Source organism: Vibrio sp. T20, assembly GCF_007858795.1.
Lineage (GTDB): Bacteria > Pseudomonadota > Gammaproteobacteria > Enterobacterales > Vibrionaceae > Vibrio > Vibrio satsumensis.
Genome location: NZ_VFEB01000121.1, coordinates 153,287 through 168,102, shown reverse-complemented (window position 1 = coordinate 168,102; position 14,816 = coordinate 153,287). Strand labels below are relative to the sequence as shown.

Here is a 14,816-nt window from a genome sequence, read left to right as displayed (position 1 = left end):
CATGTAGGCTAGCTACACATCGACGCCTCTGCCTTGTATAAATACCCAGCAACTCGCTGCAAAAATCAGCTCGAAAGATCAATACGCCCTAATAACAGTTTTTCATAGCAGTTATTGTGACATTTCTTTATGATTCGTCCAGTGGAAGCTTAAGATCATTGTCTCTGATTCCTTCAGAATGTCCTTTCCTACACTATTATTCTAATTTTCCCTCTTATTTGGAGTTGTTTGTGCATCGTTACAAAGAAGAATCCTCGAATCTAATCAAACTTGCGACTCCTGTATTGATTGCATCTGTCGCACAAACTGGAATGGGTTTTGTTGATACCGTGATGGCAGGTGGCGTAAGTGCTATCGATATGGCGGCGGTTTCTATTGCAGCAAGTATCTGGCTACCATCCATTTTATTTGGTGTCGGTCTATTGATGGCGTTGGTTCCTGTCGTTGCACAACTGAATGGTTCTGGTCGACAAGTCAAAATTCCATTCGAGATTCAACAAGGTGCGTTTTTAGCGCTCGTCATCTCCCTTCCTATCATTGGCGTACTGTTTCAGACACAATTGATATTGGAGTGGATGGACATTGAACAACTCATGGCGGAAAAGACCATCGGCTATATGAATGCGGTGATGTTTGCTGTACCTGCATTTTTGTTGTTCCAAACATTACGAAGCTTTACGGATGGTATGTCTTTAACTAAGCCTGCGATGGTGATTGGTTTTATTGGCTTGCTATTAAACATCCCGCTTAACTGGATGTTCGTATACGGAAAACTTGGAGCTCCTGCTCTGGGTGGTGTTGGCTGTGGCGTTGCAACGGCTATCGTATATTGGGTGATGTTTGCACTGCTGTTTGCTTACGTTTTAACATCAAAGCGTTTGGCGAAAATCAATATCTTCGGTACGTTCCATAAGCCTCAGCTCAAAGCACAAATTCGTCTGTTTAGACTTGGCTTCCCAGTAGCGGCCGCTATCTTCTTCGAGGTAACTCTGTTTGCGGTGGTTTCTCTGTTGGTTGCCCCATTAGGTTCATTGATTGTTGCTGCGCACCAAGTCGCGATCAACTTCTCTTCGCTGGTTTTCATGATTCCAATGAGTATCGGTGCTGCTGTGAGTATTCGTGTTGGCCATAAGTTAGGCGAAAACAACACCGAAGGCGCGAAGATTGCGACACACGTTGGTATCATTGTTGGCTTGGTCACAGCCTTAATGACAGCTGCATTAACTGTATTGTTCAGAGAGCAAGTTTCATTGCTCTATACAGAGAACACGGCGGTAATTACTGTTGCAATGCAATTGCTTTTATTCGCGGCGGTTTATCAATGCACCGACGCCATCCAAGTTATCGCTGCAGGTGCTCTGCGTGGCTACAAAGATATGCGTTCAATCTTCAACATTACCTTTGTTGCTTACTGGTTGCTTGGCCTTCCTATCGGCTACATCTTAGGAATGAAAGATTGGATTGTTGAACCTATGGGCGCGCACGGCTTCTGGATTGGTTTCATTGTTGGTCTAACGTCAGCAGCGATTATGCTGGGTATGCGCTTACACTGGATGCACAAGCAGGACGACGACGTACAGTTAGAATTTAGTTCTCGCTAGATTCGTACTCGTTAAACCGGTGTGTCTGATATCGAATACGAAAAAGAGCGCTGATCTTCAGGGCTCTTTTTCGTTTATTGGCGGGCGTATTATTTAGTCATACTAACTACTGGTCAGATAGATTGTATTTGTCTTAATAGTCACTTTTCTCTCTAACAAAGCGCGCAAACTTGGGTTTCCCATTTTGAGTAAAACCATTGTAGCGAAACGTAATACGACTGCCGATTTCAGGTGGTGCGAGTCTCATTTCGTCACTGAACCCGCTACCAATATAGAACTCAATCCCCTCCTCCGTGTGGACCAATATAGAACCCATCATTCCTTTATACTTTCCTGTCCCGCCTTTATAGCCAATAACCGTAGCTTCAGCATCATGATGCCTTTTAAGCTTTAACAGGTCATTACTTCGCCCTGCTTGATAACGGCTTGTGATCTTTCTTAGCATCAAACCTTCGCCATTACGTTCGTCGATATTATCTAACTGATGGAACAGTGCATCTTCACTATGAATAGGGAAATGCTCTATGTAACTGACATGAGGTTCACCAATCATACTGACCCAGTGCAAAATGTTGTAATAGCGCTTTTGATAATCTCCTGCAGCCCCTGGCATATCAAACAGCATGAAGTCTATTTGGCGCCAAGCTGTATCACTAGGTGTGTGATCGAGAACAGTAGATTGAACTAAGTGAAACTTGCCTCTTCCTGCCCACAACTCTCCTTCAAGATGTACCTTAGGCAAGTTTTCCGTAAACCACTTCGGTGAATAAATGCGATTCCCATTACGAGTATAGAGATGTTTACCATCCCACAGAGCCCGAATCCCATCGAGCTTCTCACTCTTCCAGTATTCAGAAACATCAATGCCTTGTTTATATGTGTTTGCCAGCACCAAGTGATCCGGAGGTAAATAGGATGAATGAGAAGAAAGCGAACACGCCCATAGAGTTGCTATAGCCAGTTTGGTTAGTCTCATCACTTGCTCCGTATTAATAACTCCCTTAATCCTAAGCGTTTCAACGTACAGTTAGACAATCTATGCCAGAAGATGCGACCCACACACCAACCTTATTTATCTTTAGCTTTCATTCACAAAATTAATGGCTTGTAGGTCTCAAAAGTACATCCAATTTTAGTTCTCATATTGAGAAACGACCTTTCTCAATATGAGATAGAGATTAAGAATGGCATTAACTCCTTGAAAAATAACAACATAAAAGTTGGCACATTCAGTGCAGTTGTTCATACATACTTTAAAGGAGATAACGCTATGGAACTACGTAAGATTGATTTGAATACAACGACGCTAACGCTTTCTATCTTCGGTGATTTAGACGCAGCAGGCAGTCGTGATGCGCAAACTGACATTGATGATGTAATTTCGAACGACGGCCATCAAGAAATCGAAGTCGATTTTAGTCAAGTAGAGTTTTTGGATTCGTCTGGTGTTGGCGCAATAGTCTACATGTTTAAGCGCTTGACCGAGCGTGAACGCAACATGCGACTTGAGAATGTAACCGGGCAGCCACTTGAAATTATGAACCTATTACGAATAGGCCACGCTATCCCGGTAAACTCAAAAAGTCCTACTAATTCATGATGATCCACTAAGCTAGAAGTAACGAAAATAATAATTATAAAAATAAAAACAAAGGACGTTGGCATGAAATTATTCAAAAACTACATAGCCCTCTCTCTGTCTGCTCTGGTTCTGGGGTGTACTAGCTACCCAGAGTCAGGAACAGGAGGTCTCGCTGAAAGTTATGATTCAATAAATTATTTGAATTCCGACTTCTCTCCTGTCATGCCTGATGAGCCACTTGGCCCTGAACACGGTTTACGTTTTGATTGGCAATTAGCAAAACTTCATTTAGATGCGTTAATCCAAGAAGGTGCGCGTTGGTGTTTTCCCGCTGCGGTAGTCCAAGCTATTGAAAAGCAAAATCGTATTGCACGTGAACTACAAGGCGGTTTACTGCTAGATGCAGCCAACGACCTAGTCATCCAAAGAAAACGCCTAAACGAACTTGAAGTCCAGCTAGACTATGTGACATCACAAGCCCGTTGTGAGCCACCAAAAAATGAAAATCAATTTAGAATACAATTGTCGGTTATCGAACAGTTGTATGACCTACTTAATGTTGATAACCAATTCGCAGAAGACTCTATTGAAGTCAATCCCAAGTATATGGGAAGACTTGCTGAAGCGACAGCGCTACTCAAAGAACACAAGTCTTTAGACCTAGTTGTTACAGGCCATGCTGATGCGACTGGGACCGAAGAATATAACGACAAGTTAGCACTTGGACGAGCTAAACAAGTCGAACGCTACCTGACTATTTTTGGCTTGGGTGCTCAACGAATCAAAGCCGTCTCTGTCGGCGAAACCGTTCCTCTTTTTGAGGGCGAATCAGACGGTACGCGTTTAACTAACCGTCGAGTCAGCATAGAAGTTATCTCACCTAAAAACGCCGAGAAAATGGGAGGTGGGCTATGAAATCATTGATTGCTTTTTTCATCACCCTATCGCTATGCTTTGCGAATATCGTGAATGCAAGAGACGAGTTTTCAGAGGCGGTTCAAGTCGGTGATCTTATCCAAGTCAACGTACCCGGAGAAAGTACCTTAAATACTGGGTTCCAAGTTGATAAACGTGGCCGTATTACTCTTCCTGAAGTGGGTACTGTATTTGTGGCAGGTTATGACAGTGAGCAGCTTAACAAGGTCGTTTTAGAATCACTGGCTACCGCTTATAAAGATCTTTCAAACGCTTCCGTATACGTAAAAGAACAGCAAATCATTATTTACGTTCAAGGTTATGTGCAACAACCTGGCGAATACACACTCGCATTGGGTTCTAGTATCCAAATGGCGCTTTACGCTGCGGGCGGCTTACGTTCAGGGGCACAACTCGATAAGCTTATTCTTAAGCGAGGCGCTGATAAAATAGAATTCAACTACAAACGTTTCCTAGATTCAGGTGACGAATCAACACTCCCCGCTTTGCAATCATTGGATTCACTGTTTGTACCTGCTTCCCCATTAGTCGGTAACATCGAGCAAGAGTTTGACGCTGCAAAGCTTGCTAACTCAGGTGACAGTGCTGACTCTCGTAATTCAATCAAAGTGTTTGGTGAAGTAAACGCACCGGGCTCATTCACTTATAAAGAAAACACCGACCTCGTCGACGTATTAATGCGTTCTGGCGGCGTGACTCGTTATGCCAGTGTTGAGCAAATCCGTGTGATCTCAAACAACACCCCTACGCTATTCAACCTTAAACGTTACTTAGATTCTGGTGACGAAAGTTTGCTTCCAATTTTGCGTCCAGGCGCGACGATTTTTGTACCCAAGCAAGAAGAAGAGATCAAGTCTGGTGCGAATATGGTTTACGTAATGGGCGAAGTAGCCTCTCCAGGTGCCTTTGAAGGTAAGAGAGGTGCGACGTTTATGGATATCTTAGCGAACGCTGGCGGCCCGACCCGATTTGCGGAGTCTAGACAAATCCGCGTACTCAAAGCCGACGGCAGAGTAGTTAAATTTGATTTAGCGGCATACACAGAAGGTTTACCTAATTCTAACCCTCCTAGCATCAAAGCGGGAGATGCGATTTTCGTCCCAGAGAAAACAGACATGAACGAGAAATCATGGCTAAAGATCTCGCCGGATAGAGCTGTAAATGTTATTGGTGAAGTTGTTCGACCGGGACGTATTGAATGGTCAGATGAAATGGATTTCATGGGCTTACTTGCTCATGTTGGAGGGCCAACACTGCGTGCCGACACCACAAAAATAGAAGTGGTTACAGGTAGAAAGCTAGTGGTTTTCGACTTAGACGAATTTATTAAATCTGGAGCTCCGCGTGACCAACTGCCCTTCATCCGTGCAGGCTCAATTGTGCGCGTACACGACTTACCTCAAGACCCTTCAGACAACAAATCTCAATGGGTGCGTCAAAGCTCAGATGCATCAATTTACGTGTTTGGCCAAGTTCGTTCACCAGGCCGGTACCGATTTACAAAAGACATGCACTTTCTAGACATATTGTCAGCATCAGATGGACCAACGAAAGACGCCGACATTCACAATATTCGCGTAACCCACAGAGATAAGACCTACTCTAAAGTGAGCAAATTAAACTTATCTCTCTATTTCGAAACTGGTGATGAATCGATCCTACCAAACGTAACTGCCGGCGATACTATTTATATCCCGGAAAAAGATAAAAATTGGTTGGACACACCAAAAGAAAAAACAGTTCGTGTGCTTGGCGCAATTAATAATCCGGGTCGATATGTGTTTAACGACAACATGACGATTTTAGATATCTTGGCAGAGGCATCAGGCCCTACTGAAAATGCTTATGTAGAGAAAATTACCATTGTAAACATGTCTTGCTGCCAAGGCCAAGCTCGTACCTTCGACCTTGTTGAGTTCAGCAAAACGGCCAACATCTACAACTTACCAGTGCTACGTGCCGGTGACACTATTTACATCCCAGATCGACGCGAGAGCTTTATGGAAAAAGCTCGAGTGGGCTTAGAAGACATACTTCGCCTAACGACAACCATTGTCCTAATAGGAGCTTTGTAATGACTATTTCAGCAATTCAAGCAGAAGTAGAACAACTGTATCTAGCTTCTGAACTTAATGGCCAAAAATCAATATGCGTGACCGCCTGCTATTCAGGTGACGGTGTAACATCTATTGCAACGGCATTGGCCGAACGTTTCCTATTGGCGGGTCACTCTACGCTGTATGTTGACCTCAATTTATTTAATCCGGCATTCAAAGATTTACATATGTTGGAAGAAAAGCAACAAGGAAGACTCATTGAACATGTTGAGTCTCAACGCCTTTTTATGGGGGTTCCAGCCCCTCAAGTTACTTCAACTCAACTGGCTTACAAAGACCCAGAAACGCTGACTAAAGTGGTAAGCCAATGGTTAGAAACATACGAAAGAGTGGTTGTCGACACCTCGCCTCTGCTGAATGTCAATAAAGGCAATATACCCGCCCAATCGGTAGCGAGTGCTTGTGATTGCACGTTACTTGTTGTCGCCTATGGAGAAACTTCGACGCACAACTTAACTCAAGCGAAAAAGTTACTTGATGCACAAAATATCTCGCTCCTTGGATGTGTGATGAATATGAAATACACGCCAAGTTTCGCTAATGAATTGATACGCCAAGTAAATAAACTGAAGCTCCTTCCTCGCTCACTACAGGAGAAAATTAAAAGTTGGATATCTAGAAATGAGTTTCTCAATTTAACTCTATAAGCTTCACTACAAAATTACGATGTCTCTAAGAGAAGGAAGGGAATCTATGAAAAATCTAACGTTGTTAATCTTGGCTTTGCTACCGACATTAACTTATGCAGATACCTTCACATTCGGTATTGTTCCTCAGCAATCTGCAAGTAGACTCGCGCAGCAATGGACCCCAATACTCGCGAAAATAAGTCAAGAAACGGGTCACACAATCATCTTTGAAACCGCGAAAGATATCCCTATGTTTGAGCAGCGTCTTGCTAGCGGTGACTATGATTTTGCGTATATGAATCCTTTCCACTTCGTTACTTTTAATAACAGCGTTGGCTATAGTGCGATGGCCAAAGCCAAAGACAAACGCCTAAAAGGTATAATGGTCGTGCGTAAAGATAGCGGGATTACAAGCTTGGATCAGTTAGACAACACTACCCTTGCCTTCCCTGCTCCTGCAGCGTTTGCAGCTACGTTGCTGACTCAGGCGGGATTAAAACAAAGAAACATTAATTTTGAACCAAACTATGTCTCTTCACATGATTCGGTATACCTTTCTGTGGCCAAGGGCTTTTATCCGTCTGGGGGTGGTATTATCCGAACCTTCAACGCACTAGACCCGGATGTTAGAGACCAGCTTACTCCTATCTACACCTCTAAGGGTTTCACTCCTCATGCTATCGCCAACCACCCGAGAGTTGACTCAGAGGTGGTACAAAAAGTTCAAACCTCCTTTGTTCAATTAGCCCAGAACGAAGAAGGAAAAACGTTACTTTCCCCGCTAAGGATTAAAGCTTTTGAAACTGCGGTTGATGTCGACTGGGATGATGTTCGTGCACTGAATATTAAACAGAAAGACACCATGCCCATGACCGTAAATAAGGATCAATAGTTACGGTAGGTTTGGATAAAGCGCTACGGTAAGGATACGCTGATGACTTTTAGAACAAAAACGATCATTGGGATTGCCTCTATAGAAATAGTGATGCTTATGGCTCTTGTCATAAGTGCAATGTCATTTCTGTCGGATTCTAATGAACAGCAGCTTATCAAACGTGCGCAGGCAACTTCTCAACTGTTTGCTCGTGCAACCAAAGACGCAGTGCTATCCACTGATATCGCAACATTAGATGATATCGTAAAGGAGATCATGACGATCGAAGATATCGTCTATGTCAAAGTAGAGCGTAATGAAGTCTTGCTGAGTAGCGCCGGGTCTACAGACTATTTCAGTAAAGATATTCAGGTTGATACGAACTTATCCAACGTAGATGATGGAATATTCGATACGTATTACCCAATTGAAAGTGATGGACTAAAGTACGGCTCAATTTCAATTGGGTTCACAACCTCTTCGATCAATTCGATGCTTACAGATGCTAAGAAAACCATCAGTTCAATTGCCTTGATAGAGGTTATTCTTGTTGCCATCTGCTCCTTCATTTTAGGTACTTATCTAACTAAACATTTGTATCAGCTTTCGTTTGCGGTAAAAAAAGTGAGAACGCAAGGACCAGGTTTTCAGCTGAAAATAAAAAGTGACGATGAACTTGGTGATGTAGTCAACGCATTTAACGACATGTCTACCTCTTTGTCTAAAAACTACACGGACATCAAACAAGCGAGAGAACAAGCCGAGCAAGCGTCTGAGTCTAAAAGTCGATTTTTGGCCTCTATGTCTCATGAGATTCGAACCCCTATGAACGGTGTTCTTGGCATTTTATCGTTACTTAAAGAGACCAAATTAACAAAGGATCAAAGTCATTTAGTTAATACCGCTTCAACATCGGGCGAACTACTTTTATCTATCATTAATGACATATTGGACTTCTCTCGCATGGAAGCCAATACGCTCATTCTTGAACAAAAAACCTTCTCTCTCCAAGAGTGTATCCATAGCACCATTGATAGCTTTGAGCCGAGTGCCAACGCGAAAAATATCCAGCTTGTTACTCCTTATCAACCTGACCAACCCGTGATGGTGGTCGGCGACGTTCACCGCTTTCAACAAATCTTATTGAATTTGATCGGTAATGCGATCAAGTTTACTTCCGAAGGCAGTGTCATCGTTAATGTTGAGACTAATGAAACAGAAGATAATATGGTAGAGATTACATGCCAAGTTGCCGATTCTGGGATCGGCATTGAATCTAACGCAATGAGCTACCTATTTGAAGAGTTCACCATGGTGGATCAAGGATATTCAAGACGTCGTGACGGTTCAGGGCTCGGCCTCGCCATTTGTAAACACCTAGCAAAACTCATGGATGGCAACATATCAGCAAGCAGTGAGGAAGGTGTAGGCAGTACCTTTACCTTTTCGGTAATGTTGGAAAAAGCATCAAATTCTGGAGAAGACAATCGTTCTGGTTCTTCTTCGGTGACGTTAAATCCTAAAATTTTAAGCAGCCGTATTCTAGTGGCCGAAGATAACAAAGCGAATCAACTCGTTATCGTTAATATGTTTAAAAATGCTGGGATGACTATTGATATCGCGAACGATGGGAATCAAGCTGTCGAAATGGTAAAAAACAATGATTATGACTTCATCTTTATGGATATCTCTATGCCAGAAAAAGATGGCCTGCAAGCATGTTCCGAAATAAGAAGCTTACCTAACACTCAAAAAGCGTCTGTGCCAATCGTTGCGCTGACTGCGCACGCACTTGCCGGAGATAGAGAGCAGTTTTTAAATCAAGGTATGGATGACTACCTTGCAAAACCTATAAGAATGTCACAGATCGCTGATATGTTGCACCTTCACCTTGTTACCAAGCAGGAGCATGCTATTGAGTGCAAACCTAATACAGTGAAGGTATCTGAAAATAGCGAGCCTACAACTTCAGATATTCAGGCAAGCGGTACTTCTGACGAACCATATGCAACAGAGGATTGTGAGGCTCTGGACGATCACAAAAATCAAATAGCCAATCAGGCACTAACGGAAATTCAAGAATCTGATCTGGTTGATGAGCAAATCCTTGAACAAATGGTTGAAGATACCTGTGCCGAAGTGATGCCAATGTTGATCGAACACTATATTGTAGAGTCTGGAAACCGCATAAAACTGATTCAAAAAGCTGTTGTGGAACAAGACCTATCGAACCTAGAGTTTGAAACTCACACCTTGGGCAGTTCCTCGCTCGCACTTGGGAACCGTCGCTTATCTGTGTTAGCGAGGAAAGTCGAAAAACTGTGTTCTGAGCAACAATCTGAGCTGGCGTTTTCTAAAGTCGATGAGCTAGTAGTTCTTGCTAAAGAATCTATGAATGCTATCGAGAAACGAAGAGAGCGAGGTTTCAATTAGGCTATGCGCTGCGGCTTATTGCTCACTACCCCAATCTCTTCTTTCACTCCTCTGCTTACTCCAACCACATACCTGACTATTGCCTCTTTCATTAAGCAGGCAAGGTTTAGTCAATGACGTTCATTACTATTCAATGCATTTTACATGCAAATTGTAGGGTTTAGTGACTTTTCAAAACAAGTAGCACACAAAATAATCACGTTATGTGACTCAGTCTAATAAAGCACATTGTAGATTGAGTCAAAGGTGGAATTCACAAGAATATTCCCTAAGATTATATACAGAGGTGATTTTTGACGAATTTGTAATAGTTTGACAATGTTATCTGATGATTCTGTGTAACACCTTATTTACTGTTATTTAGACTCATCCTCCCCTTTGCTCAAATGGTTTAAATTCAACGGAAAGGATCGCCAAAGAGCAATTTAGATAGTCAACTTACCTTGACTAGCTCAGTTGTATTATTAAAGAGAAAGGAACCTCAATATGAAATACAAGTTAAGCTCCCTATTTTTGTTAGTTGCAGCAGCCAGTGGTAATGCTAACGCAGGAGAATGTGGCAGCGTAACAATCGCAGATATGAACTGGAACTCTGCAACTTTAATCGCCAACATTGACCAATTCATCTTAGAACATGGTTATGGATGTGATGCCGAACTTATCCCTGGCGACACTATGCCAACCGGCACTTCAATGATAGAAAAAGGCCAACCTGATGTTGCTCCAGAACTTTGGAGTAATAGCCTAAAAGACGCTCTCGACAAAGGTGTGCAAGAAAAGCGCCTTCGCTACGCGGGTAAAGCACTTGTTAACGGTGGTGAAGAAGGCTTCTGGGTACCAGCTTACCTAGTGAAGCAATACCCCGAGATGGCGACCATCGAAGGCGTGCGTAAAAACGCAAGTATGTTTAAACACCCTGAAGACCCTGATACATCCGCATTCTACAGCTGCCCAGCAGGTTGGAACTGTCAAATCAGCGCCGGTAACTTGTTTGAAGCACTTAATCTAGAAGACAGCGGTTTCACCATTGTAGATCCTGGTTCGAGTGCCGGTTTATCTGGATCTATCGCGAAAGCTTACGAACGCGAAGAAGCTTGGTTTGGTTATTACTGGGCGCCAACCGCGGTGTTAGGTAAATACGATATGGTCAAAGTTGACTTTGGTAGTGGCGTGAATGAACAGGAGTTTTTGAACTGTACCACTAAGGAAGACTGTGAATCCCCTAAAGCGACCATGTACCCACCTTCACCTGTCCACACAATCACCACTGAAAGTTTTGCATCACGCGCACCTGAAGCGTACGACTACTTCACTAAGCGTGGTTTCACCAACGACAAAATGAATTCTCTGCTTGCATGGATGGAAGACAACCAAGCAGACGGCGAAGAAGCAAGCCTGCATTTCTTGAGTGAATTCCCTGAAGTATGGCACCCATGGGTTTCTCAAGAAGTGGCTAAGAAAGTTGAAGCACAACTGTAACCATTTGGCTTTCAAAGTACTCACGTTTAACAAGTACTTCCGCTTAATAAGTAAGTACGCTTCAACAATAGAACAGAAATAACGTCGCTATACTTGATGTTATTCATGATTCGGTGCCCTTTTTCATTCGCGGTCATCTCATCGCATGAAAATGTGGCTCCGAACTATAAGGATATAAAATGGCTGACAGCAATTGGTTATCAAGCTTTCCAGAAATGGAACGTGCTGATTTACGAACCATAAAAAAGACGCTAGATGGCGCATACCGTGAATTTTCCCGTGAATACGGTGAAATGATTGAATCTCTCTTTGACCCTCTTCTTTCATTCCTTGTCTGGTTTGAAAAGCTCCTTATTTCAACACCTTGGATTATCGTCCTTGCTGTGTGTACAAGCCTTGTTTATGCCGCGAGCCGTTCTTGGAAGCTGGCTTTGGGTTGTGTGGTTTCGTTGCTTCTCATTGGTTACTTTGGCATGTGGGAAGACACTATGCGAACGCTCAGTATCATCACTGTGTGTACCTTGGTTTCAATATTATTAGGCATTCCGATTGGCATTGCGATGGCTCGCTCAAATCGAGCTCAATCTATCGTTACACCGATGCTCGATATCATGCAAACCATGCCAGCGTTCGTTTACTTAATCCCAGTGGTAATGCTACTCGGCATCGGTAAGATTCCGGGGCTGATCGCCGTAGTTATCTACGCTATTCCGCCAGTAATTCGTTTAACCAACCTAGGTATACGCTTAGTCGATAAAGAAGTCCTTGAAGCCGCTACCGCATTTGGTGCCAGCAAGAAACAACGCTTATGGGGTGTTCAACTTCCTCTAGCGATGCCTACAATCATGGCAGGTATCAATCAAACCATCATGATGGCACTGTCTATGGTTGTTATCGCATCAATGATCGGTGTTAAAGGCTTAGGACAACCGGTTCTTAAATCCATCACAAACCAATACTTCACGTTAGGCTTAATGAATGGTTTCGCCATCGTTGCCCTCGCAATTCTTTTTGACCGCGCTTCACAAGCTTACGCGAAAAGAACGAATGCACATTTAGGAGGATTCAAGCATGACTAAACCATTGATTGAGATTAGTGGCCTGTACAAAGTGTTTGGACCAAAACCTTTATCTGTGATGAACCGAGTTCAGAACGGTGAACACAAAGATGACATTCTCGCTGATACCGGGCATACCGTTGGTTTGAAAGAGATTAACCTTGAGATCAACCGTGGTGAGATCTTCGTTATCATGGGGCTTTCTGGTTCGGGTAAATCGACCTTGATTCGACATTTCAACCGTTTGATTGACCCGACACAAGGTAAGATCATGGTTGAAGGCATTGACGTCATGAGCCTCAACACCAAACAGTTGGAAGAATTCCGTCGCCATAAAATGTCGATGGTATTTCAACGCTTTGGATTAATGCCTCACCGCACCGTCGTAGAAAACGTAGCATACGGGTTGGAAGTTCAAGGCATTAAAAAAGAAGACCGTTTAGCGAAAGCCAACGAATGGTTAGAAACGGTGGGTTTGAAAGGTTACGGCAAGCAATACCCTGCCCAACTTTCAGGAGGTCAGCAACAACGTGTCGGCCTTTCTCGCGCTCTGTGTACTAACGCTGAAATATTGTTAATGGATGAAGCCTTTTCTGCGCTTGACCCTTTGATCCGGAGTGAAATGCAAGACCAGCTTATCGAGCTTCAAGAGAAGCTTCATAAGACAATTGTTTTCATCACTCACGATCTGGACGAAGCACTCCGTCTAGGCGATCGAATCGCTATTTTGAAAGACGGCGAGTTAGTACAACAAGGCACACCACACGAGATTCTACTTAACCCTGCAGATGACTACGTAGAAGCCTTCGTTAAAGATGTAAACCGCGCTCGTGCATTGACCGTTGAAACGGTTATGCAGCCTCCTCTCTATCGAATCACCTCAGAAACGATTGAAGGTGCTTTGGCACAAATGAAGATGCTGAAAAATGATTACGCTTATCACGTAACCGATGATGGCTATCAAGGCTTAGTGACTCAAGAGAGCCTGCAAGACGCTGTTGAAGATGCATCGGTACATGACTTCAGCGAAGAGATATACGAAGAGGTTCCTGCCATTTTACCTGATGCCGTGATTGAAGAAGTATTGCCAGAGACTATGTCTTGTGACTACTCCCTTCCTGTTGTCGATGAAGACGGTAATCTAAAAGGTGAACTTGAAAGAAGTGCCGTTGCAGATATCTTCTCTGAGAATAGTGAGGAGGAAGAAGTTAGCGACGACCCAAAGCTAAAAGTTGACAAGGCATCATAGCCAAAGGCGGCTTTTGCGCGTAAGGCTTTTTATAGACAAATTTGAGCCAGTAAGATTCGAGCTAGAAAAAACCGTTGTGAGACTTAGTCACAACGGTTTTTTTGTGCCCTTTTGTGCATCAAAACACATAGCTGGATAATGAAAGCTCCTTTAAATCAGTGAGTTAAATTCCAAACTTCACTCGTTCATTTATAGCTTCACATCTAATTATGTTTTGTATTTTAAGGCAAGCAGTTGAAATTATTCTAAAAAATGACTAAAACTAAATAATAAAGTTAAAGCATTGGTTATAAATATTAGCATCGAGCTAACGTACTCTCCTAACGAGACAATAAAAGGATTTAGTGTGACGAATTCAGCCTTACCCTCAAACACTCCTATAATTGCGAGTACACCAAACAACAGCAAGCAATTTGAAATAGCTCTAGTTGATGAAAGCATCTTAGAACAAATGATTATAGACACGAGTGTCGAGGTCATGCCGATTTTAATTGATCACTATGTGCAAGAGTCACAAAGACGCATTGCTGCAATTAAACAAGCCGCGCTTAGCCAAGATTCTGAAGCACTTGAATTTGAATTGCACATATTAGGAAGTACGGCACTTGCGCTAGGGAACCGACCTCTATCAGATCTATCTCGCGCGCTAGAAAGACAGTGTTTAGAGAGCCAATACGATGCTGCATTTAGCCAAGTTGATGGTTTACTCGTATTAAGCAACCGTTCAATCCAAGCACTGATAGACAGAAAGAACAAAGGGTTTGGCTAGGCCCTTCTATATTTTCTGTGCTGTCTTGATTTACACGTTCAGTATCGGCGGTAGCAATACTCAAAGAGACACCCGAGATGCAACATGAA

The 14,816-nt window shown here is 43.0% G+C and carries 12 protein-coding genes; 11 read left to right on the top strand and 1 reads right to left on the bottom strand.

Features of this window, described 5'->3' with window-relative positions; genetic code table 11:
- The first annotated feature begins 230 nt into the window (after positions 1–230).
- Positions 231–1,601, top strand: coding sequence for an MATE family efflux transporter (locus FTW16_RS14405; RefSeq protein WP_061017956.1), 1,371 nt, complete (start codon positions 231–233; stop codon positions 1,599–1,601).
- 133 nt (positions 1,602–1,734) lie between these two features.
- Here FTW16_RS14405 and FTW16_RS14400 read toward each other — a convergent pair whose 3' ends face one another.
- Entirely contained in the window at positions 1,735–2,577 is an 843-nt protein-coding gene (locus FTW16_RS14400; protein ID WP_146491565.1) for a DNA ligase, read from the bottom strand.
- A gap of 294 nt (positions 2,578–2,871) precedes the next feature.
- Between FTW16_RS14400 and FTW16_RS14395 the strand changes: the two genes are divergently transcribed.
- The 10 genes from FTW16_RS14395 to FTW16_RS14350 all read left to right on the top strand — a co-directional run bounded on the left by FTW16_RS14395 (position 2,872) and on the right by FTW16_RS14350 (position 14,727).
- Positions 2,872–3,201: an STAS domain-containing protein gene (locus FTW16_RS14395; protein WP_086711361.1), complete on the top strand. Its 330-nt coding sequence runs from the start codon at positions 2,872–2,874 to the stop codon at positions 3,199–3,201.
- Between the two features lie 63 nt (positions 3,202–3,264).
- Positions 3,265–4,098, top strand: a complete 834-nt coding sequence (locus FTW16_RS14390; RefSeq protein WP_146491564.1) for an OmpA family protein — start codon at positions 3,265–3,267, stop codon at positions 4,096–4,098.
- Positions 4,095–6,194: an SLBB domain-containing protein gene (locus FTW16_RS14385; protein WP_146491563.1), complete on the top strand. Its 2,100-nt coding sequence runs from the start codon at positions 4,095–4,097 to the stop codon at positions 6,192–6,194. Before FTW16_RS14390 ends, FTW16_RS14385 begins: the two co-directional genes overlap by 4 nt.
- Entirely contained in the window at positions 6,194–6,883 is a 690-nt protein-coding gene (locus FTW16_RS14380; RefSeq protein ID WP_146491562.1) for a CpsD/CapB family tyrosine-protein kinase, read from the top strand. The genes FTW16_RS14385 and FTW16_RS14380 overlap by 1 nt, the downstream gene beginning before the upstream one ends.
- A 46-nt stretch (positions 6,884–6,929) precedes the next feature.
- Positions 6,930–7,757 (top strand): phosphate/phosphite/phosphonate ABC transporter substrate-binding protein, encoded by an 828-nt coding sequence (locus tag FTW16_RS14375; protein WP_146491561.1) that lies wholly within the window; start codon positions 6,930–6,932, stop codon positions 7,755–7,757.
- 42 nt (positions 7,758–7,799) lie between these two features.
- Positions 7,800–10,172, top strand: coding sequence for a response regulator (locus FTW16_RS14370; protein ID WP_146491560.1), 2,373 nt, complete (start codon positions 7,800–7,802; stop codon positions 10,170–10,172).
- Positions 10,173–10,658: 486 nt separating this feature from the next.
- Positions 10,659–11,651 carry an ABC transporter substrate-binding protein gene (locus tag FTW16_RS14365; RefSeq protein WP_146491559.1) on the top strand — a complete coding sequence of 331 codons (993 nt, stop codon included), beginning with the start codon at positions 10,659–10,661 and terminating at the stop codon, positions 11,649–11,651.
- 179 nt (positions 11,652–11,830) lie between these two features.
- Positions 11,831–12,730: an ABC transporter permease gene (locus tag FTW16_RS14360; protein ID WP_086711345.1), complete on the top strand. Its 900-nt coding sequence runs from the start codon at positions 11,831–11,833 to the stop codon at positions 12,728–12,730.
- On the top strand, positions 12,723–13,958 hold the full coding sequence (locus FTW16_RS14355) for a glycine betaine/L-proline ABC transporter ATP-binding protein (protein ID WP_146491558.1): 1,236 nt from the start codon (positions 12,723–12,725) through the stop codon (positions 13,956–13,958). Before FTW16_RS14360 ends, FTW16_RS14355 begins: the two co-directional genes overlap by 8 nt.
- A gap of 346 nt (positions 13,959–14,304) precedes the next feature.
- Positions 14,305–14,727, top strand: coding sequence for an Hpt domain-containing protein (locus tag FTW16_RS14350; RefSeq protein ID WP_409994450.1), 423 nt, complete (start codon positions 14,305–14,307; stop codon positions 14,725–14,727).
- Positions 14,728–14,816: the final 89 nt, after the last annotated feature.